Below are 25821 nucleotides of genomic sequence, written 5' to 3'. Positions count from 1 at the left end.
CCCATATACTACGTATCAGTAAAACTCCCGCCCCGTGGCGGGAGTTATTATTTTTTATACACACGCCGGAGCTGACATGAAAACCAAACTTAACGAACTGCTTGAATTCCCTACCCCTTTTACTTACAAAGTAATGGGTCTGGCGAAACCTGAGCTGGTTGATCAGGTGGTTGAAGTGGTACAGCGCCATGCGCCGGGCGACTACTCTCCATCAGTCAAACCGAGCAGCAAAGGTAACTACCACTCGGTCTCAATCACCATCACTGCGACACACATTGAGCAGGTTGAGACGCTGTACGAAGAGCTCGGCAATATTGAAATTGTTCGTATGGTGCTGTAGTCCTTCTGCGGTTACCCGGTTTGCCGGGTAACCCACTTCCCCGCTGTGATATACTCCCCGTTACCTATTCTCCCTTGTCTTCGGAGACATCCTTTTGTACCAGGATAAAATTCTTGTCCGCCATCTTGGGCTACAGCCTTACGAGCCTGTCTCTCAGGCTATGCATGACTTTACCGACAGGCGCGATGACACCACGCCTGATGAAATCTGGCTGGTTGAACACCTGCCGGTGTTCACTCAAGGCCAGGCAGGAAAAGCCGAACATTTATTGATGACGGGCGATATCCCGGTGATCCAGAGCGATCGCGGTGGACAGGTGACCTACCACGGCCCGGGCCAGCAGGTGATGTATGTTCTGCTTAACCTGAAACGCAGAAAGCTGGGCGTTCGTGAGCTCGTGACCTTACTGGAGCAAACCGTGGTGAATACGCTGGCTGAGTACGATATTGACGCTCACCCTCGCGCCGATGCCCCGGGCGTTTATGTGGGAGAGATGAAGATCTGTTCGCTTGGGCTGCGTATCCGCAAAGGCTGCTCGTTCCACGGGCTGGCGCTGAATATCAATATGGATTTGGCCCCCTTCCAGCGCATCAACCCATGTGGGTATGCCGGTATGGAAATGACGCAAATGCGCCAGTGGGTCGATACCGCCACGCCTGACAATATCCGGCCCGTGCTTCTGAAGAACTTTTTAGCACTGCTTAACAATCCCACCTACGAATATATTGCTGCTTAACTTACCTTGGGCAGTGGCTCAATTATTTGACCAGCCACTGCTTAATTACCGCATTTACGCTTTACAATAAACCGCATATTCTATATTTTCGAGTCGCCCATATATTAGCGTCACATATTAATTAGAACCTTAATAGAACCATCACCGGGTTTCGTGTAACGTGCGTGACAATCACCCAACTGCTTGTTTTCGATAAATAATGGAAACTTACTAAACACTTTACGAATCTCTGCAAGCATAATAAATAAATTCAACTATCATTCATATTGTGAATGGATACGGAGTAAGAGCGTGGAGCCTACTAATTTACCAGCCAAACGCCTGAATGAAACCAGCGGCGAAGATAAGCCGCAAATTTTTCGGACTTTACGTAATATTGATCTCAATTTATTGACTATTTTTGAGGCGGTATATGTCCATAAAGGTATCGTTAATGCTGCGAAAATTCTTAATCTCACGCCCTCTGCTATTAGCCAGTCAATTCAAAAATTGCGCGCGATATTTCCCGATCCGTTATTTATTCGTAAAGGCCAGGGCGTAACCCCAACCGCGTACGCCACCCATCTGCATGAGTACATCAGCCAGGGTCTGGAATCAATACTGGGCGCGCTGGATCTCACCGGCAGTTATGATAAGCAACGAACTATCACCATAGGCACCTCTCCCTCAGTGGGCGTTCTGGTCATGCCGGCCATCTATCAGGCGGTGAAACAGCATGCGCCACAGTTGCTTATCCGCAACGTGCCCGTCACCGATCCGGAAACACAGCTGGCGCAATTCCAGACGGACCTGATCATCGACGGCAATAGCTTTACGGCCAGAGCGTTAGGGCATAACGTACTTTATACCGACACTCTGGCACTCGTTTGTCGTCAGGCTCACCCTGCGTTGAGCGCACCTTTGACGCCAGAAAATTTGCGCCATTACGAACATGCGACATTTATGTCCGAAGGACAGGGTCAGGATCCGCTGCGACAACGTATTGACGAACTCTTCCCGGATCGTCCGATCAGCTTTAGCAGTTACAATATGTTTACCCTCGCGGCCCTGATTGGCAGCAGCGACTTGCTCTGTATCATGCCTGTGCGTCTCTTCACTTTGCTTCAAAAGTGCTGGCCACTGGAGAGCATTCCATTAAGTCAACTTACGACGGAATCTATTGAAATCTCACTGCATTACAACAAGCTAAGCCTGCGCGATCCGGTGCTGGAAAACGTCATCAATGTGATCCGCCAGACTTTTTGATCCGCCTTTCAGCGTAAGGCCCTGCCGCATGCGGGGCAAAAGGCACAAAACAACAACTATTTTACAAATTGGCGACCTGGCAGGCTGCTTTACCGCCCCTTTAAATGATATACTGCCTGTCGTTCGTTCAAAAATAGTTGATAATTACAACATTCCCTTGAATTGAAACGCTTTCCTTCGATATTCGCAACTGGAACACGCACGCTATGAGTAAACCCATTGTGATGGAACGCGGTGTTAAATACCGCGATGCCGATAAAATGGCCCTTATCCCGGTTAAAAACGTGGCTACAGAGCGCGAGGCGCTGTTAAGAAAACCGGAATGGATGAAAATTAAACTTCCGGCTGACTCTTCGCGTATTCAGGGGATCAAAGCGGCGATGCGCAAAAATGGCCTCCACTCTGTCTGTGAAGAGGCCTCCTGCCCTAACCTTGCTGAATGTTTCAATCACGGAACCGCGACGTTTATGATTCTGGGTGCCATCTGCACCCGCCGCTGTCCGTTCTGTGACGTTGCTCATGGCCGTCCTGTTGCGCCTGACGCTAACGAACCGCAAAAACTGGCGCAGACCATTGCCGATATGGCGCTGCGTTATGTTGTTATCACCTCCGTTGACCGTGACGATCTGCGCGATGGCGGTGCTCAGCATTTCGCTGACTGCATTACCGCCATCCGCGAAAAAAGCCCGAACATTAAGATTGAGACGCTGGTGCCGGACTTCCGTGGCCGTATGGACCGCGCGCTCGATATCCTGACCGCGACGCCACCAGACGTGTTCAACCACAACCTGGAGAACGTACCGCGTATCTACCGTCAGGTGCGTCCAGGTGCAGATTACAACTGGTCGCTGAAGCTGCTGGAGCGCTTTAAAGAAGCCCATCCGCATATTCCTACCAAGTCTGGCCTGATGGTGGGACTGGGTGAAACCAACGCTGAGATCATTGAAGTGATGCGCGATCTGCGTCGCCACGGCGTCACCATGCTGACGCTTGGCCAGTACCTACAGCCAAGCCGTCACCACCTGCCTGTACAGCGTTACGTGAGTCCGGATGAGTTCGATGAAATGAAAGCCGAAGCGATGGCGATGGGCTTTACCCACGCTGCGTGCGGTCCGTTTGTTCGCTCCTCTTATCACGCCGATATGCAGGCGAAGGGCGAAGAAGTGAAATAAAGCTGTAAAACTTATTTACAGTAAAACAAAAAACCGGCCTCGTGAGCCGGTTTTTTTATGCAAGCCTTGCAGCATTGCCATTACTCTTTGTGTGAAAGCTTCTGTGCTGCGATGTCATCTTCGGCACTTTTCTTCGCTGCCGCGTCGTCATCGTTCATTGCTTTCTTAAAGCCTTTAATGGCAGCACCCAGGTCTCCACCCAGCGTGCGTAACTTCTTGGTACCGAACAGCAGGACGACCAGTGCGGCAACCACCAGCAGTTTGGTAATACTAATCTCACCCATAAATACCTTCTTTACATGAAACAGGCTGCATTCAGCGCCAAAGAAACCTGAACGTATTAACGGTCATTAGGCGCGCGCACACAATAGCAATCTGTAACAAGGTGAATCAAGCATTGTTGAAAAAAACATCATATTAATTGCGGTGGCGCAAACCTGCGGTTGCGCAGAACAGGTAATTGCTGACGCGCAAGCGTTATTCGTGCTGACGTTATCTCTGTCAGCAGTAAAGCAGGCGCTTCCGCCGCCGCGGCTACGGTCACTCCCAGCGGATCGACAACCCTGCTCTGCCCGATATTTTTATTGCCACATTCACCCGCAGCCACTACATAGCAGGTGGTGTCCAGCGCGCGTGCGGCCAGTAGCGTTACCCAGTGATGCTCCTTAAGCGGTCCTCTGACCCACGCGGCGGGCAGAACCAGCACCTCGGCCCCCTGTAGTGCCAGGTTCAGCGCCAGCTCCGGAAAACGGATATCGTAGCAGGTCATCAGGCCAACCTTAAAACCCTCCACCTCAATCAGCGGCGGAATTACACTCCCCGGATCGACCAGTCGCGACTCCTGGACGCTGAACGCATCATACAGATGAAGTTTGGCGTAGCTTGCGACAATTGTGCCTTCACGTATCGCCACCAGCGTGTTCACCGCCCGCCCCGGCGTGGAGGGAACATGGATAGTCAAAATGGTGGTGAGCGCGTTACCGACGCTTTCGGCCAGCAGTCGTTTCAGAAACGCCCCTTCCAGCATTTGCGCAGACTTTACCGACAGATCCGGATCGCCATCATCGCGCGCCAGTAACGCTTCAGGAAGCACCAGCAGCGCCGCCCCTTTTTGCTTCGCCTGGTTCATCAGGGAGATGCACTTGTCCGCGTTTTCATTCCAGTCCGGCGTCACCGCAAACTGCCCTACTGCAACATACATAATTGTCTCCCGGTTAAAAACAGCGTTACACTCGACGCACTTACACAGCAAATAGCAGGTATTGACAGTGTTACAACTACTTATAGCCGTTTTTATTGGTGGGGGCACGGGTAGCGTTGCGCGCTGGCTCTTAAGCATGCGGTTTAACCCGCTGCATCAGGCCATTCCGATGGGGACACTGGCGGCAAACCTGATCGGGGCATTTATCATCGGGATGGGGCTGGCGTGGTTTAATCGCATGACCAACATCGACCCTATGTGGAAGGTATTGATTACGACCGGTTTCTGCGGCGGTTTAACGACGTTTTCTACCTTCTCTGCGGAGGTGGTGTTTCTGTTTCAGGAAGGCCGGATGGGCTGGGCGCTGACGAACATTGCCGTTAACATGCTTGGCTCGTTTGCGATGACTGCGATCGCATTCTGGTTATTTTCCTCCGCCAGCGGACATTAAGCGCGACAACCTTAATGTTGGCTTAATTTTTGTCTGTCATTCTTGGCTCAATATTGAACGAGGGTGATAGCATGAGAGAGAATCTGTCAGGCGTGGGTATGGTATTGCTAAGCGTCGCGATCGTCGCCAGCTTTCTGAAGATCTATCTTTTTGGTTGATTCATAACGAAAAAAACCCGCTCATTGAGCGGGTTTTGAAATTCTTGCTGACGCGTCTGAATTACAGAGCGATTACGTTAGCAGCAGAAGGGCCTTTGGCACCGTTAGTGATTTCGAACTCTACGCGCTGACCTTCAGCCAGAGTTTTGAAACCATTAGACTGGATTGCAGAGAAGTGTACGAACACGTCTTTGCTGCCATCTTCAGGAGTAATGAAACCGAATCCTTTGGACTCATTAAACCACTTAACGTTACCTTTAATCTTAGACATCAAAATTACCTTTACATTAAAAAACGACACAAATGCTGTGTCGGGTATCAGTACAACAATTGTGAGGCGTTTTGTCCAGCGGATCTTTGATAAAAAGTGACAAAAGTCGCGTTAATTTTCGCTGTCCGATTTTTATCCTTTACATTTCAATGTCTGTGCGTTTTTTGGCCGATTTACCAGACAAATGCAGTTAAAACTGAAACCGCATCCAGGCAAAGTAAACGTTACCGTTGTTATACGTACCCGGTATGTAGGTCATCTGAAACGTTGCCGGACCATAGCCGATGGAGGCAAGCGGCAACAGTACCGGAACAGGAATGTATTTCCAGTTATCACGCGCCGTAAACCCTGCCGTATAGCCCAGTCCCAGACGGAAGTTGTCGTCTGATAACGGACGCCAGGTTTTTTCCCAGCCGTAGCCACCAATAGGCTCCCATTTATTGTAGGAGTCCTTAAACGCCATCAGGTACAGGCCATGCCAGTTACCTTTTTCATCCCAGCGAGACTGACCGAAACCAGCCCCCCACGGACGCTCGTTATAACGGTCTGTTTTTTCTTTATCGTAGGCAAAACGTGCATGCCACGTAATGGCCGGAATATAGAGATCGTAATGTTCAGGTTCGTTCCATGTTTGCGCAACGTTATCCGTGAAGGTGGTGAACCAGCTTTTATCCGCTGTATTGCTCTGTGCATTAACAGCAGACGCAAATGATAACTGCGCAATAATAAACAATAAAATCAGGGGGAATTTAATTCGTACAATCACAATGCCATTACCATATTTAGTATTCGGTGCAGACCTTAGCACAGAATACTTGAATGAACGCTTAACAGCATGGGTGTTATTCCTAATTACCATCCCGTTCCTGAGAATAGTCTGAGGATACATAAACTGCATGCCTGAATAAGCACATGCAGTTGACATTTTTAACGTTGATGTAACAATTTGTAGAGTGCGGGAATAACTAACATCGACAATAACGGTGCAGTAACCATGCCACCAATCATCGGTGCAGCAATACGTTGCATCACCTCCGAGCCACTCCCATTGCCCCACATGATGGGCAGCAGTCCCGCCATAATCGTGGCGACCGTCATCACCTTCGGACGCACGCGCAGCACGGCACCTTCGTGAATCGCCCGCAATAGCACCGTATTTCCCCCTTCTGGCTCAAGCCTGTGATATTTATCAAGCGCATGATTCAAATATAGAACCATAATTACGCCGAATTCTGCTGCCACCCCGGAAAGGGCGATAAAGCCAACGGCCCCCGCCACAGACAAATTATATTCAAGCAGCCATAATAACCACACCCCACCAATAAGCGCGAAAGGCAATGTCCCCATTATTATCAGGACATTTGATATCCGCCTGAAGGTTAACCATAAAAGGATGAATATAATCATCAGCGTGACAGGTAAGACTATTTTAAGCGTCGCGGTCGCCCGTTCCAGATATTCAAACTGCCCGGACCAGGAGAGAGATACGCCCTGCGGCAATACCACCTTCTCCTCCACCCGTTTTTGCATTTCATCTACGGCGGACTTCAGATCGCGCCCGCGTAAGTCCACGTAGATCCAGCTGGAAAGGCGCGCGTTTTCACTTTTTAGCATCGGTGGGCCTTCCGTCACGACGATATCGGCCAGTTCCCCCAGCGCCACCTGGCTACCGCTGGCGGTTACTACCGGCAACACCCGCAACGTGTCGACGTTATCACGCAAATCGCGGGGATAACGCAGGTTGATGGGGTACCGCTCGCGTCCCTGGATCACCTCACCAATGTTATCGCCCCCGACCAGCGTGGAGACCAGGCTTTGCAGTTCATCGACGGAAACGCCGTAGCGCGCGGCTTTTTGCCGGTCGATACGAATATCCACGTAGCGCCCGCCTTCCAGTCGCTCCGCCAGCGCCGAGGAGACGCCAGGAACGTCCTTCACCACCTGCTCAATCTGCCGGGCCACGCGCTCAATGTCGGCAATATTATTGCCGTTCACCTTAATGCCGACCGGGCTTTTGATCCCGGTTGCCAGCATGTCCAGACGGTTACGGACAGGGGGCACCCACACATTGGCAATGCCCGGCAGCGACACGGTTTTATCGAGCTCCTCCACCAGCTTTTGCGGCGTCATTCCAGGCCGCCACTGCTCGCGGGGCTTAAAGTGGATAGTTGTTTCCAGCATGGTTAATGGCGCGGGATCGGTTGCCGACTCCGCCCGACCAGCTTTGCCAAACACGCTCGCCACCTCCGGTACGCTTTTGATCAAGCGGTCCGTCTGCTGAAGCAGCCGCGATGCCTCGCGAGCAGAGATCCCCGGCAGCGTGGAGGGCATATAGAGTAAATCCCCTTCATCCAGCGGCGGCATAAACTCACTGCCCAGGCGGCTCAGCGGCCAGAGCGTGGCGATCAGCAGCAGACATGCCAGTGCCAGTGTCGTTTTCGGGAAGGTCAGTACCTTATCAAGCAACGGCTCATACAGGCGGATCAGGAGGCAGTTTATCGGGTTTGCCTTCTCATCCGGGATTTTCCCGCGAATAAAGAAGCCCATTAGCACCGGCACCAGAGTGATCCCAAGCCCGGCGGCCACGGCCATCGACCAGGTTTTGGTGAACGCCAGCGGCGAGAACATTCGCCCCTCCTGCGCTTCCAGCGAAAATACCGGTATAAATGACAGCGTGATGATTAACAGGCTGCAAAACAGCGCCGGTCCCACTTCAACCGCCGCCTTTTCCGCCAGACGCCAGTACTCTCCCGACGCAGGCTCCTTGCCCGGATTATCATGCCGCCACTGCTCCAGCACCTTGTGCATGTTTTCAATCATGACAATTGCCGCATCCACCATCGCTCCGATGGCAATGGCGATCCCGCCGAGCGACATCATATTCGCGTTAATGCCCTGATAGTGCATCACCACAAAAGCCCCGAGGATCCCCAGCGGCAGAGAAACCATCGCCACCAGCGCGGAACGCAGGTGGAACAGGAACAGCGCGCACACCAGTACCACCACGGCAAACTCTTCGAGCAGCTTGTGCGTCAGCGTTTTGACCGACTCCTCAATCAGCGTGGAGCGATCGTAGACCGGAACAATCTCGACGCCCTGCGGCAGCGTTTTTTGCAGCTCGCTCAGTTTCGCTTTTACCGCGCGAAGGGTTTCCAGCGCGTTCTGCCCGTAGCGCATCACGATTACGCCGCCAGCAACCTCCCCTTCACCGTTAAGCTCCGCCACGCCCCGGCGGATCTCCGGGCCAATGCCAATGGTGGCGACATCTTTCAGCAGGACAGGTACGCCATCGCGGGTGGCGATCACCACATTGCGAAAATCCTCCAGCGAGCGCAAATAGCCCGTTGTCCGCACCATATACTCCGCTTCGCCCATCTCCAGCAGGGCGCCGCCGCTCTCTTTATTGGCGGCCTGCACCGCGCCGGATAGCTGGCTGTGGGTAATATTCAGCGCGCGCATTTTCGCCGGGTCCGCCACGATCTGATACTGACGCACCATTCCGCCAATGCTTGCCACTTCAGATACATTCGGTACCGTCTTAAGCTCGAACTTAAGCGTCCAGTCCTGAAGGGCCCGCAGATCTGCCAGGCTGTGTTTTCCACTACGGTCGATCAGCGCATATTCGTAGATCCAGCCCACGCCCGTCGCATCCGGCCCCAGCGACACCTTCACGCCCGGCGGAAACTGCGCCTGTACCTGGCTTAAATATTCCAGCACCCGGGATCGCGCCCAGTAGAGATCGGTGCCATCCTCAAACAGCACATACACATAAGCGTCACCAAACATTGAAAAACCGCGCACGGTTTTGGCGCCCGGCACAGACAACATGGAGGTTGTCAGCGGCCAGGTCACCTGATCTTCAATCACCTGCGGCGCTTTCCCGGGGTAACTCGCTTTGATAATGACCTGCACATCAGACAGATCGGGCAACGCGTCCAGCGGCGCGCGCTGCACCGCCCACCAGCCCCAGCTGGCCATCATCAGCGCGGCCAGGATCACCAGCAGGCGGTTACGCAACGAGGCGCGAATCACAGCGGCAATCATGGCGTCACCTCCGGCATCACGCTACGCAGGCTGGCTTCGGAATCAATCAGGAATTGCCCGGACGTCACCACCTTATCGCCCTCTTTGACCCCGGACAGGATCGCCGTCCAGCCCTGCGCCGTCAGGCCGGTTTTCACCGTCACAGGCTGGAAATAACCGTCCCCGGTAGCCAGCAGCAGACGCGCAGACTCTCCGCTGTTAATCACCGCTTCTTCCGGCACCGCCAGCACCGGCGGGCCTTTCAGCTCTTCCGCACGCCTGACGGAGAGGTACATGCCCGGCTTCAGCTTATGTGCGGAATTTTCCAGCACGATACGGGCTTTCAGGGTTCGCGTGGCCGCCTCCATCTGCGGCAGCAATTCGCTGACCGTGCCGTGGAACTGCTCCCCCGGCCAGCTTTCTGAGGTTGCTACCACCTTGCTGCCCACCGCCAGAGACTGCGCCTGCGTTTGCGGGTAGTCGACCACCAGCCAGACCGGATCGAGGCTGGCGATCTCAAACAGCGGCGCCGTTGCGGTGATTTGCGCCCCTTCCCGCACGTCCAGCTTCACCACATAGCCCGCCCGGTCGGTGCGCAGAATGAGCGTGGTCTGCGGCTTACCGCTACGCTCCAGCAAACGAATGACCTCTTCTGGCATAAACTGCAACGCCAGCCGCTCGCGTGCGGCGCGGGTCAATGCGGCATCGCCAAGCTGACGAACCGCGAGATACTCCTGCTGGGCGGCGGTCCACTGCGGGATCCACAGTTGCGCCAGCGCCTCTCCGGCTTTTACCTGCTGCTGCGGCGCATTAACAAACAATTTTGACACCACGCCATTGGCCGGGGCTGACAACACCGAGACGTTACGTTCATCCGTTGCAACCGTGGCAAAGGCCGAGAACGGCGAAACCAGCTGGCGCATCTCAACGTTGGCGGTTTTCATCCCCAGGTTTTGCTGCTGTTGAGTGCTGATGGCCACGCCTGACGCCGCCTGCGCTTCATCGGCGTAGCGTGGGACCAGATCCATATCCATAAAAGGGGATTTACCCGGCTTATCGAAGCGCTGACCGGGCACCATGGGGTCGTACCAGTAAAGCACCTTGCGTTCTGATGGTTGTGAAGCCGCATCCGGCTGATGCGTCTGCTTCTGTCCGACAAAATAGCCGCCAGCGACAGCTATCGCGATGGCAATCGCCATTAACGTTGTTTTTTTCATTGCGCCAGCTCCTGCGGGATCAGCCAGTTCACGGCAGCCCAGGTTCGCGCCATTTCGCGCTCCGCCTGGTTCACCGCCAGTTCCGTATCCAGTACGCCACGACGCGCCTCCAGCAGGGCCGGAAGCGCCGACTGTCCAGAACGATATTGCGCCGTCAGCACCGCCAGCCGTTGACGCTGCAACGGTAGTACCTCGTCCCGCTGACGCTGCCACACCGTTTGCGCAGCCTGATACTGCGCCACCAGCGTTTGCACCTGGGCAATGTGTTCGCGTTTGAGCAGCGTCAGTTGATCCACCGCCTGCATTGAGCGGGAAACATCGGCGGCGTAATCCTTGTCCTGACGTTTTGACTGGAACAAAGGCAGATCCACGCTGAACATCACGCCAGCCATATCGTCATAGCCTTCGGCGCGGTGGGCGTAATAGACCTCCACATCCACATCGGGTAGCGCTGCCACGGCAGATTGCGCTGAACGCGCTTTCGCTGTCTCTGCTTCACGTCGCGCGGCCTCCACTTCCGGGTGTCTGGCAATCCCCTCCTGCAACGTTTTTTCATCGGCAGGAAGGCGCTGATAGCGCGGCAGCGGACCGCGAACCGCCGTAATAGCGTGCCCTGTTAGCTCCAGCAGACGGCTTTGCGCCAGCTGCACATCCCGCTGCGCCAGCGTCTCTTTGTCGCGCATGGCGCTGAGGATCATTTGCAGGGCCAGTACGCTGTCCGGCGTTGCGCCTCCCGCCCCGACGCTCGCCTTCTGCACGCCCCGCTGGCGTTCCGTTTCACGGACCAGCGTTCTGGCCGTTTTCAGCGCCTGCTGTGCCAGCGCCAGATCCAGCCAGGCCTGGGCGGTATCACGCTGAAGCGCGGCACGTACGGCCTCGGATTTTGCCAGCACGCTTCGCGCCTGCGCCTGAAAAGTCTGTGCTTTACGTTCCCGCTTCTCTGAGCTGACGTAGCTTTGCATGATGCCAACCTTCTGCATGGTCATCCCTTCGCGCGTAAGCCGCCGATCGTTGCTGCCCTGTACCGGCACGTTTTCAATACCGAATTTCAGTTTTGGATCAGGTAATTGCGTGGCGGAATCCGCCATCGCATCCAGCGCCTGCGCTTCGTTACGGCTGGCGGAGAGTTCTGCCGAGTAGCGCTGGGCTTCGGTCAGGGTGTGTTCGAGCGTCCACGGCTCCGCCTGCGCGGCGGAGGTTAACAGGCCGAACAACACCCCACCGAGCCACAGGCTCAGTGTGTGTTGTTTCATGGTGACCTCGCTTAGCGCGCTGGCGTCAGCGAGATAATCTGGAAACCGTCACCCGCACGCTCAAGCGTGAAGGTCACCTCATCCCCCGGTTTGGCGCCATTCAGCGTGGCGCCGGCAGATAAAGTAAACGGCATGGTCATCGCTGGCCATTTTAGTTCCGGTATGGCCTCGTGACGGAGCATGACGGCATTGTCAGAGATCGACTGAACCACGCCGCGGCCCTGCCAGGTCTGGTTTGCCTGAACGGTATAAGAAGCGAAAGAGATGGACGCGCCAACCAGCGCGGAAAGGAATAGGGTACGCATGATAAAACTCCTGTTAAACGTTAAGTAAATAAAATCAACGAATTAACAGGTTTTCACTCCCGAAGCCGGCAATAGCGGATCGTTGCCGGCGGCCCCACAGCAGGAGGGGTAACAGACCACGCAGAATGGCTTGCAGATGAACACTCTGGCGTCGTTAAGGTCAGCGTCATGGCGGCAGGCAGCGCCACCAGATGCGGCTGGGCAGGTTCTTTTTGTACCTGATCCGGCACACAATGTTTTTCACACAGCGGTGAAGCACCGGCAGCATAATGCGGCCCCGGTTCCGCCATCATATCCATATGCTGGATGGTGGCCACCTCACCGCGCAAATCCATTGAACATTGATGGGAGGCGACGGCCACCTGACTCTGGATTAACAGCCAGCCAAACGCCAGCAAAAACATCAGCAGATGTTTTTTGATAAAGCGCAGGCGATACGTCCAGCTGGCGTGCATATTCAGATCGTCGGATAGGGTAAAAGTGAACCGAGTATAAGCAGGCAAAAGAATGAAAGAGAAGTAGTTTTAAAGAGATTTACGTTTTTAAATCGATTGTCGGCAAGTAATACTCAAAACCTTAACACTTCACCATCAATTTAATGACATATAATATCTATTCATCAGGTCAATAACGTCTTAATATAAATGACGCAGGGTTAGCAAAAATATCGTCATCATTGCCTTTAGTAGTCTCTTTCTTGATTTTAATCAGCAAGGACTGGCCATTTATTCGGCACATTTCAGGCTTCTTTTTTATTGATTATTTGTCTCTCGGGCAGCAAGGATACAGGGGAAATCATGCTTACTTTTCTCGAACTCCTCATTGGAGTCGTGGTCATTGTCGGTGTAGCACGCTACATCATTAAAGGTTACTCAGCCACCGGCGTGCTATTTGTCGGCGGCCTGACGCTGCTGATCATTAGCGCGCTAATGGGTCATCAGGTTTTACCCGCCAGCGAAGCCAGCACCGGATATACCGCTACCGATATTGTGGAATATATAAAAATTCTGCTGATGAGCCGCGGCGGCGACCTGGGCATGATGATCATGATGCTCTGCGGATTTGCTGCCTATATGACCCATATCGGTGCGAATGATATGGTGGTGAAGCTGGCTTCTAAGCCGCTGCAATATATTAACTCCCCCTATCTGCTGATGGTCGCGGCTTATTTCCTGGCCTGTCTGATGTCATTAGCCGTTTCCTCAGCAACAGGCCTTGGCGTGCTGTTAATGGCGACGTTATTCCCGGTAATGGTTAACGTCGGAATCAGCCGTGGCGCAGCGGCGGCTATTTGCGCCTCTCCGGCGGCGATTATTCTCTCCCCTACTTCCGGTGACGTGGTGCTGGCCGCGAAAGCCGCGGAAATGTCGCTGATTGACTTCGCCTTCAAAACCACACTGCCAATCTCCATCACCGCTATTCTCGGCATGGGCGTGGCGCATTTCTTCTGGCAACGCTACCTCGATAAGAAAGAGAACGTCAGCCATGAGATGATGGACGTCAGTGAAATCACCACTACCGCCCCGGCGTTTTATTCCATCCTGCCCTTCACGCCGATTATTGGCGTGCTTATTTTTGACGGCAAATGGGGCCCTCAGCTGCACATCATCACTATCCTGGTGATCTGTATGCTGCTGGCGGCCATCCTGGAATTTGTTCGTGGCTTTAATACCCAGAAGGTGTTCACGGGTCTTGAAGTCGCCTTCCGCGGCATGGCGGATGCCTTCGCGGGCGTGGTGATGCTGCTGGTTGCCGCAGGGGTGTTTGCTCAGGGGCTGAGCACCATCGGCTTTATCCAGAGCCTGATCTCTATCGCCACCTCTTTCGGCTCGGCCAGCATTATCCTGATGCTGGTGCTGGTGGTACTGACCATGCTGGCGGCGATGACTACCGGCTCCGGTAACGCGCCGTTCTATGCGTTTGTTGAGATGATCCCTAAGCTGGCACACTCCTCCGGCATCAACCCGGCTTACCTGTCCATTCCGATGCTCCAGGCCTCCAACCTGGGTCGTACCATTTCTCCGGTATCGGGCGTGGTGGTTGCGGTGGCGGGGATGGCAAAAATCTCTCCGTTTGAAGTGGTAAAACGCACGTCAGTGCCGGTGCTGGTTGGCCTGATTATCGTTATTATCGCCACCGAAGTGCTGGTTCCCGGCGCTGCCTAAGCGAAATTCCTGCTTTCCAAAAAGCGCCTGCGGGCGCTTTTTGTGCTTTAATAACCCCCAGAAATTAATCGCGCCCAACCAATCAGGAAAGCAAATGTTCAGGAAGGATATCGTTATCCCGTCTGGCGCAGTAGCGCTTGCACTCTGTGTCTTCTCAATTCAGGCAGATCCGCTTAAGCCAACCCAGTACGGCGATTTCGATCGCTACGTTCTGGCTCTTTCCTGGCAAACGGGATTTTGCCAGAGTATGGTCGAACGCAACCGTGACGAACCGGAAGAGTGTCGCCTGCAAAAAGAGAGCAGCAACAAAGCCGATTTTCTGACCGTCCACGGCTTATGGCCAGCACTGCCGAAATCTATTGCCGCTCGCGGAGTGGATGAACGCCGCTGGATGCGCTTCGGCTGTGCCACTCGTCCGGTTCCGAATATGCCGGAAGCAAAAGCCAGCCGCAAATGTGACGCCGCAGAGACCGGACTATCGCTAACGGGCGCGGCAAAGCTTAACAGCGTGATGCCCGGCGCGGGCGGCAACTCCTGCCTTGAACGTTATGAATACGCGAAACACGGCGTCTGCTTTGGTTTTGATCCCGACGCTTACTTCGGCACCATGGTGCGCATGAACCAGGAAGTGAAAAATAGTGCGGTTGGGGAATTTCTGGCGGAAAACTATGGCAAGACCGTCCGCCGTAGCGATTTTGATGCAGCCGTGGCCAAAAGCTGGGGGAAACAGAACGTAAAAGCGTTCAAGCTTACCTGCCATGGCAATCCGGCTTATCTGACCGAGATGCAGATCTCGCTAAAATCCAGCACCATTAACAACTCGCTCTCAGCCAGCACCTTTGCGCCACAGCCGCATCCGGGCAACTGCGGCAAACAGTTTGTTATCGATAAAGCTGGTTACTGATTGTTCCTGCGCGCATCCGGGCGTACCAGATCGAAGCGATGGCTGTCGCTGATGCCGTAGTAGGCGGACGGTCCACCCGCACGCAGAATGGGCTGCGCTTTCGCGGTCTGGTAAATCCCCTCTTCCAGCAAACTCTCAGCGATATGGACGCCCACCACTTCGCCGAGCACCAGCCAGGTATCAATCGGTGTCCCATCCGCGCCGGTCAACTGAATGCACTGTGACAATCGACACTCGAAATTCACCGGGCTTTCCGCCACGCGCGGCGAGCTCACAAGCTGGCTGGCTACGGGCGTCAGGCCGGCAAAGGTAAATTCATCCTCGCCATGAGGGAGTGTGGCGGAGGTTTCATTCATCGCCTCAGCCAGATCGCGCGTTGCGAGGTTCCAGACAAACTCTTCCGTTTCGGTAATATTCCGCACGCTATCCTTCCAGCCGTTGCTGGAAAAACCAATGATCGGTGGGCGATAGTTAAAGCAGTTAAAGAAGCTGTACGGGGCAAGGTTCAGTTGACCGGCCTTATCACAGGATGAAATCCAGCCAATCGGACGTGGACCGATAATGGCGTTCAGCGGGTCGTGCGGCAGGCCGTGCCCCTGAGACGGTTGGTAAAAGTACATATCGCTCTCTCTACGCTGGGGCTGCAATGCGCATTGCCCGGTTTAAGTTTTACCAGCGTAACGAAATTTCCGTTCAGCGTGAATCGGGATGCCGGGTTTATTGCCAAAAATTCATATGGCGCACGAATGTGACCTTCATCACTTCAAACTTAGGGTTTCAGACAGTATCATCAGATAAGTTAAACCCTCGCTGCCAGACGGCGAGGGTTTTCTTTTGGATTGGTTTCTGCGTTACACGCAGCATTAACGACATGGAGTAAAAATGTCCAGACCTACGATTATCATCAATGAACTCGACGCAGAACGTATTGACCGACTGTTGGAGAAACCAGAATTCGCCTCGCTGCCGGTTGCCGATGCGCTGAACGAAGAGCTAGACCGGGCGCAAATGTGTACGCCTGAGACCATGCCGCATGATGTGGTCACCATGAACAGCCAGGTGAAGTTCCGCAACCTGACCACCGGGGAGGAACTCACCCGTACGCTGGTCTATCCGGCGCAGATGACCGACAGCAGCATGCAGCTTTCGGTGCTGGCACCCGTGGGCGCGGCGCTGCTTGGACTGCGCACGGGCGATACTATCCACTGGGAACTCCCGGGCGGCGCCTCAGCCCATCTGGAAGTACTTGAGCTGCTCTACCAGCCCGAAGCCGCTGGCGATTACCTGCGTTAATCCCTTCTGAACAAGCGACCCCGCTTTGCACAGAGGATGCACCTGCATCCTCTTTCCGCAAATTCACCCGATTGTCTTATATCGGACAAAAACCGCTTAATCCACGCTTACTCTGTTGTAGTGCCATGGGGACGAAACCTCACACAACGCCGCCGGGGAAGGCATTCACCAGTCCCTTCACTTTCTGCTGCGCTGCCTCCGGGGTATCTGCGCCAGGCACCAGGATCACCTTGCGGCACTCCTCCTCCCGTTTTTCGAAGATCTTATAGGCGCGCTCCGCATCAGCCAGCGGAAGATAGTGGGTCACAATATCTTCCGGTGTAAGCAACCCTTTTTCGATAAGCGGCAGCAGCTCTCCCAGCCAGGCGTGGACGTGCGTCTGCCCCATCTTAAAGCTCAGCCCTTTATCGAAGGCATCGCCAAACAGGAAGCCATGGATGAAACCGGCGTACACGCCCGGCACGCTGACCACGCCGCCGCGTCGCACCGCAGCAATGCACTGGCGCAGGGCTTTGCCGCTGCTGCCTTCAATTTTCAGGTTACTGAGGATCGTTTCCGTCGTGCTGCCTTTGGCCTCAAACCCGACGGCATCAATCACCGCATCCACCCCGCGCTGCCCGGCCGTTTGCTCAATGATTTTCTCCGCCGCGTCGTTATCGTCATCAAAGTTAATCGGGATCGCGCCGTAGCGCTCCTGGGCAAACCGCAGACGATAGGGATGATGGTCAACCACAAAAATCTGCTCTGCGCCGAGAAGCCGCGCGCAGGCAATGGTCAGTAACCCCACCGGCCCGGCCCCGAATACGGCGACGCTGGAGCCTTTCTGGATCTGCGCATTTTTCGCCGCCTGCCAGGCGGTAGGCAGAATATCTGACAGGAAAAGCGCTTTGTCGTCTGACAGCAGCTGAGGCACTTTAAACGGCCCCACGTTGCCTTTCGGCACGCGCACATACTCCGCCTGTCCGCCCGGCACGCCGCCGTAAAGATGGCTGTAGCCAAACAGCGCGGCAGGGGCGGGAATTTGCTTTTTGTTCAGCGCCGCGCCCTGCCCGCGGTTCGTGTTTTCGCAGGCCGCGTACTGTTGCATCTGGCAAAAGAAACAGTCACCGCAGGCAATCACAAACGGGATCACCACCCGGTCACCTTTCTGCACGTTCTTCACTTCGCTCCCGCACTCCACCACCTCGCCCATAAATTCATGACCAAAGATATCGCCGTGCTGGACCTTGGGAATTTTTCCGCGATAAAGATGCAAATCAGAACCACAGATCGCCGTGGCTGTTACGCGCAGGATGATATCGTCAGGCTGTTCGATGCCCGGATCGGGGACATTATCGACCCGAACATGATGTGGACCGTGATAGGTGAGAGCTTTCATGCAACCTCCGAAAGGGTGTGGGTAAGCTTATAAAAGGGTAGCTACCTCTCGGGATATGCCCCGGAATCCGGCTGTTTTGAGATTTATCCTGGCGAGATAAAAGTGCTGTCGGGATTACAGAAACCATTTATTTTTTGTGGTTGAATGATTGCAGCGTTTATAAACAAGGAGAAACGGTTATGTATCAAACAATCATTATGCCGGTTGATGTTTTCGAAATGGAACTGAGTGATAAGGCTGTACGTCACGCGGAATTTCTCGCGCAGCAGGACGGAGTTATTCATCTTCTGCATGTTTTACCGGGCTCTGCCAGCCTGAGCCTGCATCGTTTCGCTGCTGATGTGCGTCGTTTTGAAGAGCATTTACAGCATGAAGCCGAGACGCGCCTGCAAACCATGGTCGGGCACTTCAGCATCGATCCTTCCCGCATAAAAACCCACGTCCGGTTCGGTAGCGTGCGTGACGCCGTTAATGAACTGGCCGCGGAGCTGAACGCAGACGTGGTGGTGATTGGTTCGCGCAACCCGTCTATCACCACTCACCTGCTGGGGTCGAACGCCTCCAGCGTGATCCGCCACACCCACATTCCGGTGATGGTCGTCAGATAAAAAAAGAGGCCACCTTTTGGTGGCCTCTTGTATTGCAGGTGTCGTCTTGCTTTCTTTTATTATGCAGTTTTGGTGCGGATCAGGTAATCAAACGAGCTCAGCGACGCTTTCGCACCTTCACCGGTAGCGATGATGATCTGCTTGTACGGCACGGTGGTGCAGTCGCCCGCCGCAAATACGCCCTTCACGCTGGTTTCGCATTTCGCATCGATGATGATCTCGCCCATGCGGTTGCGCTCAATTGCGCCTTCCAGCCAGGTGGTGTTTGGCAGCAGCCCAATCTGAACAAAGATCCCTGCCAGCGCTACGCTGTGGATATCGCCACTCACGCGGTCACGGTATTCCAGACCGGTCACTTTGCTGCCGTCGCCTTTCACTTCTGTCGTCTGGGCATTGAGCACAATGTCGACGTTATTCAGGCTACGTACTTTATCCTGTAACACCTGGTCCGCTTTCATCTCAGGGGCGAACTCCAGCAGGGTAACGTGTTCAACAATTCCCGCCAGATCGATAGCCGCTTCCACACCGGAGTTACCGCCGCCGATCACCGCTACGCGTTTACCTTTGAACAGCGGGCCGTCACAGTGCGGGCAATAGGTCACGCCTTTGGTGCGATACTGATCTTCGCCCGGCACGTTCATGTTGCGCCATTTCGCGCCAGTGGCAATGATCACGCTGCGCGCCTTCAGCACCGCGCCGGACGCCGTTTCAATCTGGTGCAAACCACCCTCGACCGCTGCCGGAACCAGTTTGCTGGCGCTTTGGCTGTCAATGACATCCACGTCGTAGTCGCTGACGTGCGCTTTCAACGCCCCGGCCAGCTTCTGGCCTTCGGTTTTCGGCACGGAAATGTAGTTTTCAATGTCTACGGTATCCAGAACCTGACCACCGAAACGCTCGCCCATCAGACCGGTACGGATCCCTTTACGTGCGGAGTAAACCGCTGCCGCCGCGCCCGCCGGGCCGGAGCCAACAATCAGCACGTCGTACGCATCACGTTGGTTCAACTCTTCCGCCGCACGTTTTTCTGCGCCGGTATCCACTTTGGCGACGATTTCGGTCAGCGTCATACGCCCCTGGCCGAACTCCTGACCATTCAGGTAAACCGCCGGAACGCCCATCACGTTGCGCTCGGTGATTTCGTTCTGGAACGTACCGCCGTCAATCGCCGTGTGCTTAATGCGTGGGTTGAGCACTGACATCAGGTTCAGCGCCTGCACCACGTCCGGGCAGTTGTGGCAGGAGAGCGAGTAATAGGTTTCAAACTCAAAATCACCGTCGATATCGCGGATCTGCTCCAGCAGCGCCTGCGCTTCTTTTGACGGATGACCACCGGTCCACAGCAGCGCCAGCACCAGGGACGTAAATTCGTGCCCCAGCGGAGAACCCGCGAAACGCGGCCCCTGGTCAGACCCTGGGTTGGCGATCAGGAAAGAAGGCTTACGGACTGCCAGCGTGTTGTCTTCTTTGAAGGTCACTTTCGGCGACAGCTCAGCAATATCTGTCAGCAGCGCTTTGATTTCTGCCGATTTCGCGCTGTCGTCCAGCGTGGCAATCAGCTCAACAGGTTTGGTCAGTTTCTCAAGGTAGGCCTTGAGCTGGGTTTTCATGTTAGTGTCGAGCATTATTCTTCCCTCTCTTAAAACGTCATCATGCAAGCCGCCTTATACGGGCTGCCTGAATGCAACTTGCATCATGGTGCTGGAATGAAATGGGCGCGGGGAGCGCCCATGACTGAAACAATTTCCAGAGTATTTCGCGTCAGAGCAAGGCGGCTAGCCTGAGAATCCCCGGGAGCTTACTGAAGTAAGTGACCGGGGTGAGCAGGCGACGCCAACGCAGCTATGGCGTGAAAGACGACGGAAATTTAGATCTTGCCGACCAGGTCCAGAGATGGCGCCAGCGTTGCTTCGCCTTCTTTCCATTTCGCCGGGCACACTTCGCCTGGGTGAGAAGCAACGTACTGAGCCGCCTTCACTTTGCGCAGCAGGTCAGATGCATCACGGCCGATACCTTCAGCGGTAACTTCGATAGCCTGGATAATGCCCTGCGGGTCAACAACGAAGGTCGCACGGTCAGCCAGGCCTTCATCTTCACGCATGTTGTCGAAGTTACGGGTCAGGGCGCCAGTCGGGTCGCCGATCATCGCGTATTTGATTTTCGCGATAGTTTCAGAGCTGCTGTGCCACGCTTTGTGGGTGAAGTGGGTATCGGTAGAAACAGAGTAAACGTCTACGCCCAGCTTTTGCAGTTCTTCGTAGTGGTCTGCAACGTCACCCAGTTCGGTCGGGCAAACGAAGGTGAAGTCAGCCGGATAGAAGAAGAACACGCTCCAGCGGCCTTCGGTATCTTTCTCAGTAACTTCGATGAACTCACCGTTTTTGAACGCCTGGTTTTTGAAAGGTTTAATTTTGGTGTTAATCAAGGACATCTGTACTTCCTCCGTGTTTTCGTTGAGGTGTAAGGTAACCAACTTTGTTCATCGGGGCTAATGCGTATGCTTTATCAAATCAATCAGCCAAACCTTACAACAGCAACAAGACAGCAAGGTGAACCTTTTACAGGAGAGCCTGAAAGTAAAAAGGCCGCCTCAACGGGCGGCCCTGATACCTGAATTCCCCGCAGGTACATTCAGTGCCAGCCGAAGCTGGCGTTGCGTTGCGCTCTACATACCTTGTATCAAGGCCGTAACAGCGGTTTGATTACAGCACCCCTGCGCGCAATGAGCAATGCATAAGAGGGATAGTCCTGCCTATGGCTGTGATAGGCAGATTCGAACAGGTCATTGAAACATTATAAATTTAATTTCATTATGGGTTTCACGCTATATATAAACGCCATTTGTCATTCAAATAATTCAATCACACTTTAAAGATAAAATTATCTTAATAACTCTTGAAGATATGTTTCAATAATCCAAAGCCGTGATATATTAAGATCACTTAAATTTTAAATTAAGCGAGTTATTCACACGGATTGTAAAGGGTAACTACACTCTGTCGTACTCCATGGTGTGATAACGACAGCAAACTCAACTCACTCAGGACGAAACATGGCAAACCTCTACGACCTAAAAAAATTCGATCTCAATCTGTTAGTTATCTTCGAATGCATTTACCAACATCTCAGTATCAGTAGGGCTGCCGAGACGCTTTATATCACACCATCCGCCGTCAGCCAGTCGCTGCAACGCCTGCGCGGTCAGCTTGATGACCCCCTGTTTATCCGTTCAGGGAAGGGAATTACTCCCACCACGGTAGGTACCAACTTGCATCATCATCTGGAAAAAAATCTCAATCAGCTTGAGCAGACGATCAACATGATGCATCACTCGGACATCAAGAAAAAGTTCGTTATCTATTGCACTCAAATGGTGTCTCCTGGTTCGATGCTGGAACCGTTGAAGCTTTTAATATCTGAGGAGAATTATGAGATAGAACAAAGAGATATGCTTATTTCCTCCGAATCAGCGGAAGATTTGTTGGCCTATCGTAAAGCCGATCTCATCTTCTCTATCGCACCTATCCACAATCGCTCTGTGGTCTGCACCCACTTCACTACGGTGCCGATAGCCTTAATCTGTAGAGCAGACCACCCAAGGCTCGCTGACACAGCCACGGTGGACGCGCTATACCAGGAGAAATTCACTTTTTACCAGAGTGCTCATCCGGGTGTAAAAGAGTTCCAGAGTCGGGCCAATGACGCTTTTCCGGAAAGAAATATTGCTTTTCGCACCGACTCCCTTAGCTCTCTCATCTCTATGGTCAGTTCATCTGATTTGTTAGGCTATATCCCCGTGTCGATCTATGAAACATTTAAAGAATCTTTGAAATTAAAAAGGCTTGAGCCACCGTTTGCGCTGCCTGAATTAAAGATCTATATGCTCTACGGCCGTTCATCACTGAATAGCTCTGTTTTTTCAACATTCATTGAAAAAATGCATAAGCTCTGCGTTTCTCCGCCGTCTGCGTAAAATACATTTGCATGGTGAATATAATTAAAGCGAACCGAAAAAAATGACTCCGTGAAATTAAGGATAAATAATTCCATAATATCGTTTTGATTTTCCCCAGACATTTAACACGCAGGACGCGATTAATCATGTCGAACTATAAAATCCCTTTACAGGAAAATGTTTTAGACGCTTCTGCGGAACGCATACACTGGACGCTTAACAATTTCCCCAGGGTATGCGTTTCCTTTTCCGGTGGAAAAGATTCTACCGTGATGCTGCATCTTGTTGCCCAGAAAGCACGGCAATTAAAGCGAAAAATAGACGTCATCTTTCTGGACTGGGAAGCGCAATTCTCGTCGACCATTCAGCATGTTGACGCTATGAAAACGCTCTATCGGGATGTTATCCACCAGTTCTGGTGGGTAGCGCTTCCGCTCACGACCCAAAACGCCCTGTCACAGTTTCAACCTGAATGGCAGTGCTGGGAACCCGGAACAAACTGGGTTCGCCAGCCACCAGAAGATGCCATTACCGATTATCACTATTTCGATTTTTATCAGCAGGGAATGACGTTTGAAGCCTTCGTGCGCGAGTTTGCCGAATGGTATGCGCAAAGACGTCCTGCCGCAGTCATGGTGGGGATCCGCGCCGATGAATCTTACAACCGCTTTCTGGCTATCGCGTCGGCGCGTAAGCAGCGCTTTTCTGACGATAAACCCTGGACGACCGTCGCCCCGGGTGGGCACGCCTGGTATATCTACCCACTGTACGACTGGAAAACCGCCGACATCTGGACGTGGTTCGCGAAATCAAAATGTTGCTATAACCCGTTATACGACCTGATGTACAAGGCGGGGGTGCCGCCGCGTTATATGCGCATCTGCGAACCGTTTGGTCCGGAACAGCGTCAGGGCTTATGGCTCTATCATGTCATTGAACCCGAACGCTGGGCGGCTATGTGTGAACGCGCCTGCGGCGTGCGAAGTGGAGGTATTTATGCCGGGCACGATAACCATTTTTATGGCCACCGGAAGATCCTGAAACCTGACCATCTCGGCTGGCGCGAATACGCCATGCTGCTACTCGACAGCATGCCGCAAAATACGGCGGAACATTACCGAAATAAAATCGCAATTTATCTCCACTGGTATCAAAAGCGAGGCCTGGACGATATTCCCGATACGCAGGAGGGTGACATTGGCGCAAAAGATATCCCTTCCTGGCGACGCATTTGCAAGGTTTTACTCAACAATGACTACTGGTGCCGGGCTCTCTCATTTAGTCCAAACAAACCTAAACACTATCAACGCTACAGCGAAAGAGTGAAAGCCAAACGCAAGGAATGGGGGATTTTATGCAGCAGCAAATAATCAGAGAAATGCAGACGTACCTGCAGGCCCTTTCTGAAGAAGAGAAAATCGGCGCTATTAATGCCTTTCGCCAGGCATTACACGAAATCAGCCCTTTTAATAATCAACCCGTCGACTGCGTATTGTGGATAAAACAGACTGACATCACCGCCAATGACTACAACCCAAATAATGTCGCTCCGGCGGAGAAGCGGTTACTCAGCAAATCACTGGAGCTGGATGGATTCACACAACCTATCGTTGTGACGGAAAATGCGCCTGAGAGCTATGAAATTGTCGATGGATTCCATCGCCATGAGCTTGGCAGTCATCGGGCTATTCTGAAGCGTCAACTTAAAGGTTACCTCCCTGTTACCTGCCTGCGTAAAGCACGCCAGGAAAAGTTCGATCGCATGGCTACAACCATTCGTCACAACCGCGCGCGTGGACGCCACCAGATCAATGCCATGTCAGAAATCGTGCGAGAACTGGTGCTTATGGGCTGGAGTGAGCAGAAAATTGGCCTGGAGTTGGGTATGGACAGCGATGAAGTGCTGCGACTGAAGCAAATCAACGGTCTGCTGGAACTCTTCGCGGACCGTCGTTTTTCAGAAGCCTGGACGGTTGAATAGTCAGAGCGAATTTAAGCGCGCAGCCGCTGCCAGCAGCGTCGACTCCTGCTTCGCAAAGCAAAGACGAATCAGTTTATGCGGGAAGGGATCGGCGCAGAACACCGACAGCGGAATGGCCGCCACGCCCACCTCTTTCGTCAGCCACTGGCAAAAACTGACATCATCCAGATCGGAAATCGCGCTGTAGTCCGCCAGCAGGAAGTAGGTGCCTTCGCATGGCAGGATCTCCAGCCGACTCTCGCTCAAGGCAGTCACAAACCGATCCCGCCGCGCACGGTAAAAAGCTGGCAGGTCCCGGTAATGTTCAGGTTCAGCGCGCAGCATATCCGCCAGCGCCAGCTGGGCGGGTGTGTTTACGGCAAACGTCAAATACTGGTGCACTTTACGCAGCTCAGCACTGATGGCGGCGGGCGCCACGCAGTACCCTACTTTCCAGCCGGTCATATGGTAGGTTTTCCCAAATGATGATACCGCGATTGCGCGCTCGCGAAGCTGCGGATGCGCCAGCACGCTGGCATGACCCTCTTCGGCAAAGCAGATGTGCTCATACACCTCGTCGCTCAGAACATAGATTTCACGTTCGGCGATGGCCTGCCACAGGGCGGCAAAATCGCTTTTCTGCCACACCGTCGCCGATGGGTTGTGTGGCGTATTCAGGATCACCAGCCGGGTTTTATCGCTCAGCAGCGCGGCAAACGCCTGCCAGTCCGGACGAAAATGCGGCGGCTGGAGCGCCACGCGTTTCACCAAGCCACCGGCCAGTTCAATCGCCGGGGCGTAGCTATCGTAGCTCGGGTCAAAGCAAATCACCTCATCGCCCGTACGCACCAGGGCGGTTATCGCCGCATACAGCGCTTCGGTGGCCCCTGCGGTTACCGTGATATCGCTGTTCGCGTCAGGCTTATGGCCGTATAACTCCGCCGTTTTATCCGCAATGGCTTCACGCAACGCCTGCACGCCGGTCATCGGCGCATACTGGTTGGCTCCCTGCGCAACGTGGTACGCCAGACGCTCCTGCAAATATTTCGGCCCGTCAAAATCCGGGAAACCTTGTGAGAGGTTAATGGCGTTGTGCTGCTGCGCCAGGGCGCTCATCTGCGTAAAAATCGTCGTGCCGAGATTCGGAAGTTTACTCTGCGGGATCAACGGGTTATTGCTCATTGTA

The 25821-nt window shown here is 53.7% G+C and carries 26 protein-coding genes; 12 read left to right on the top strand and 14 right to left on the bottom strand.

Annotation, left to right across the window (positions count from 1 at the left end; translation table 11 throughout):
• Positions 1-76 precede the first annotated feature (76 nt).
• From ybeD to lipA, 4 genes are all read left to right on the top strand, one after another.
• Positions 77-340: a DUF493 family protein YbeD gene (gene ybeD, locus ACQG03_RS06490; RefSeq protein ID WP_003858718.1), complete on the top strand. Its 264-nt coding sequence runs from the start codon at positions 77-79 to the stop codon at positions 338-340.
• Between the two features lie 94 nt (positions 341-434).
• Positions 435-1076: a lipoyl(octanoyl) transferase LipB gene (gene lipB / locus ACQG03_RS06485; RefSeq protein ID WP_023299587.1), complete on the top strand. Its 642-nt coding sequence runs from the start codon at positions 435-437 to the stop codon at positions 1074-1076.
• 291 nt (positions 1077-1367) lie between these two features.
• On the top strand, positions 1368-2321 hold the full coding sequence (locus tag ACQG03_RS06480; protein WP_022647425.1) for a YbeF family transcriptional regulator: 954 nt from the start codon (positions 1368-1370) through the stop codon (positions 2319-2321).
• A gap of 206 nt (positions 2322-2527) precedes the next feature.
• On the top strand, positions 2528-3493 hold the full coding sequence (gene lipA / locus ACQG03_RS06475) for a lipoyl synthase (protein WP_006809637.1): 966 nt from the start codon (positions 2528-2530) through the stop codon (positions 3491-3493).
• 80 nt (positions 3494-3573) lie between these two features.
• On the opposite strand, the gene tatE is transcribed toward lipA, so the two are convergent.
• Together tatE and ACQG03_RS06465 are read right to left on the bottom strand one after the other, a co-directional pair.
• On the bottom strand, positions 3574-3777 hold the full coding sequence (tatE, locus tag ACQG03_RS06470) for a twin-arginine translocase subunit TatE (RefSeq protein ID WP_022647424.1): 204 nt from the start codon (positions 3775-3777) through the stop codon (positions 3574-3576).
• 128 nt (positions 3778-3905) lie between these two features.
• The gene (locus ACQG03_RS06465) at positions 3906-4694 is read right to left on the bottom strand and encodes a deaminated glutathione amidase (RefSeq protein ID WP_023299586.1); all 789 of its coding nucleotides are present in this window, start codon (positions 4692-4694) and stop codon (positions 3906-3908) included.
• A gap of 67 nt (positions 4695-4761) precedes the next feature.
• Between ACQG03_RS06465 and crcB the strand changes: the two genes are divergently transcribed.
• Complete coding sequence (gene crcB / locus ACQG03_RS06460; protein ID WP_017382474.1) at positions 4762-5145, top strand: fluoride efflux transporter CrcB; 384 nt, start codon at positions 4762-4764, stop codon at positions 5143-5145.
• Positions 5146-5364: 219 nt separating this feature from the next.
• Here crcB and cspE read toward each other — a convergent pair whose 3' ends face one another.
• The 7 genes from cspE to ACQG03_RS06425 form a co-directional block, all read right to left on the bottom strand.
• Entirely contained in the window at positions 5365-5574 is a 210-nt protein-coding gene (cspE, locus tag ACQG03_RS06455) for a transcription antiterminator/RNA stability regulator CspE (protein WP_002439184.1), read from the bottom strand.
• A gap of 190 nt (positions 5575-5764) precedes the next feature.
• Positions 5765-6340 carry a lipid IV(A) palmitoyltransferase PagP gene (pagP, locus tag ACQG03_RS06450; protein ID WP_032621658.1) on the bottom strand — a complete coding sequence of 192 codons (576 nt, stop codon included), beginning with the start codon at positions 6338-6340 and terminating at the stop codon, positions 5765-5767.
• A gap of 161 nt (positions 6341-6501) precedes the next feature.
• Positions 6502-9618, bottom strand: coding sequence for an efflux RND transporter permease subunit (locus ACQG03_RS06445; protein ID WP_063163827.1), 3117 nt, complete (start codon positions 9616-9618; stop codon positions 6502-6504).
• Positions 9615-10814, bottom strand: a complete 1200-nt coding sequence (locus tag ACQG03_RS06440) for an efflux RND transporter periplasmic adaptor subunit (protein ID WP_063163828.1) — start codon at positions 10812-10814, stop codon at positions 9615-9617. The genes ACQG03_RS06445 and ACQG03_RS06440 overlap by 4 nt, the downstream gene beginning before the upstream one ends.
• Positions 10811-12067: a TolC family protein gene (locus tag ACQG03_RS06435; protein ID WP_032624672.1), complete on the bottom strand. Its 1257-nt coding sequence runs from the start codon at positions 12065-12067 to the stop codon at positions 10811-10813. Before ACQG03_RS06435 ends, ACQG03_RS06440 begins: the two co-directional genes overlap by 4 nt.
• Before the next feature lie 11 nt (positions 12068-12078).
• Positions 12079-12372, bottom strand: a complete 294-nt coding sequence (locus tag ACQG03_RS06430) for a copper-binding protein (protein WP_023299583.1) — start codon at positions 12370-12372, stop codon at positions 12079-12081.
• 53 nt (positions 12373-12425) lie between these two features.
• Positions 12426-12827 carry a hypothetical protein gene (locus ACQG03_RS06425; protein ID WP_063163829.1) on the bottom strand — a complete coding sequence of 134 codons (402 nt, stop codon included), beginning with the start codon at positions 12825-12827 and terminating at the stop codon, positions 12426-12428.
• A 342-nt stretch (positions 12828-13169) separates the two neighbouring features.
• Between ACQG03_RS06425 and dcuC the strand changes: the two genes are divergently transcribed.
• Together dcuC and rna are read left to right on the top strand one after the other, a co-directional pair.
• Entirely contained in the window at positions 13170-14537 is a 1368-nt protein-coding gene (gene dcuC, locus ACQG03_RS06420) for an anaerobic C4-dicarboxylate transporter DcuC (protein WP_017382481.1), read from the top strand.
• Between the two features lie 94 nt (positions 14538-14631).
• Positions 14632-15441 carry a ribonuclease I gene (gene rna, locus ACQG03_RS06415; RefSeq protein WP_048966708.1) on the top strand — a complete coding sequence of 270 codons (810 nt, stop codon included), beginning with the start codon at positions 14632-14634 and terminating at the stop codon, positions 15439-15441.
• On the opposite strand, the gene ACQG03_RS06410 is transcribed toward rna, so the two are convergent.
• Positions 15435-16061, bottom strand: a complete 627-nt coding sequence (locus ACQG03_RS06410) for a flavin reductase family protein (RefSeq protein WP_023299579.1) — start codon at positions 16059-16061, stop codon at positions 15435-15437. The genes rna and ACQG03_RS06410 overlap by 7 nt on opposite strands.
• 262 nt (positions 16062-16323) lie before the next feature.
• On the opposite strand from ACQG03_RS06410, the gene rnk reads away from it, so the two are divergent.
• Entirely contained in the window at positions 16324-16734 is a 411-nt protein-coding gene (rnk, locus tag ACQG03_RS06405) for a nucleoside diphosphate kinase regulator (RefSeq protein ID WP_022647414.1), read from the top strand.
• A 139-nt stretch (positions 16735-16873) separates the two neighbouring features.
• On the opposite strand, the gene ACQG03_RS06400 is transcribed toward rnk, so the two are convergent.
• Positions 16874-18112, bottom strand: a complete 1239-nt coding sequence (locus tag ACQG03_RS06400; protein WP_015571156.1) for a zinc-dependent alcohol dehydrogenase — start codon at positions 18110-18112, stop codon at positions 16874-16876.
• 179 nt (positions 18113-18291) lie between these two features.
• Here ACQG03_RS06400 and uspG point away from each other — a divergent pair, with 179 nt between their 5' ends.
• On the top strand, positions 18292-18720 hold the full coding sequence (gene uspG / locus ACQG03_RS06395) for a universal stress protein UspG (protein WP_022647413.1): 429 nt from the start codon (positions 18292-18294) through the stop codon (positions 18718-18720).
• 59 nt (positions 18721-18779) lie between these two features.
• Here uspG and ahpF read toward each other — a convergent pair whose 3' ends face one another.
• Positions 18780-20345: an alkyl hydroperoxide reductase subunit F gene (gene ahpF, locus ACQG03_RS06390; protein WP_063163830.1), complete on the bottom strand. Its 1566-nt coding sequence runs from the start codon at positions 20343-20345 to the stop codon at positions 18780-18782.
• Between the two features lie 242 nt (positions 20346-20587).
• Complete coding sequence (gene ahpC, locus ACQG03_RS06385; protein WP_014882974.1) at positions 20588-21151, bottom strand: alkyl hydroperoxide reductase subunit C; 564 nt, start codon at positions 21149-21151, stop codon at positions 20588-20590.
• A gap of 621 nt (positions 21152-21772) precedes the next feature.
• Here ahpC and citR point away from each other — a divergent pair.
• The 3 genes from citR (at position 21773) to ACQG03_RS06370 (ending at position 24656) form a co-directional block, all read left to right on the top strand.
• A complete protein-coding gene (gene citR / locus ACQG03_RS06380) occupies positions 21773-22693 on the top strand; it encodes a DNA-binding transcriptional repressor CitR (RefSeq protein WP_022647411.1) in 921 nt (306 codons plus the stop codon).
• A 128-nt stretch (positions 22694-22821) separates the two neighbouring features.
• On the top strand, positions 22822-24045 hold the full coding sequence (locus ACQG03_RS06375; RefSeq protein WP_032624677.1) for a phosphoadenosine phosphosulfate reductase: 1224 nt from the start codon (positions 22822-22824) through the stop codon (positions 24043-24045).
• Positions 24030-24656 carry an IbrB-like domain-containing protein gene (locus ACQG03_RS06370; protein ID WP_032624678.1) on the top strand — a complete coding sequence of 209 codons (627 nt, stop codon included), beginning with the start codon at positions 24030-24032 and terminating at the stop codon, positions 24654-24656. Before ACQG03_RS06375 ends, ACQG03_RS06370 begins: the two co-directional genes overlap by 16 nt.
• On the opposite strand, the gene ACQG03_RS06365 is transcribed toward ACQG03_RS06370, so the two are convergent.
• Positions 24657-25817 carry a pyridoxal phosphate-dependent aminotransferase gene (locus ACQG03_RS06365; protein WP_045308961.1) on the bottom strand — a complete coding sequence of 387 codons (1161 nt, stop codon included), beginning with the start codon at positions 25815-25817 and terminating at the stop codon, positions 24657-24659.
• Positions 25818-25821 lie beyond the last annotated feature (4 nt).

Source organism: Enterobacter cloacae complex sp. 342H5 (assembly GCF_050030905.1).
In the GTDB taxonomy this organism is placed as follows: domain Bacteria; phylum Pseudomonadota; class Gammaproteobacteria; order Enterobacterales; family Enterobacteriaceae; genus Enterobacter; species Enterobacter intestinihominis.
Note: the sequence above shows the minus strand (reverse complement) of the source record. Positions and strands in the feature narration are given on the sequence as shown.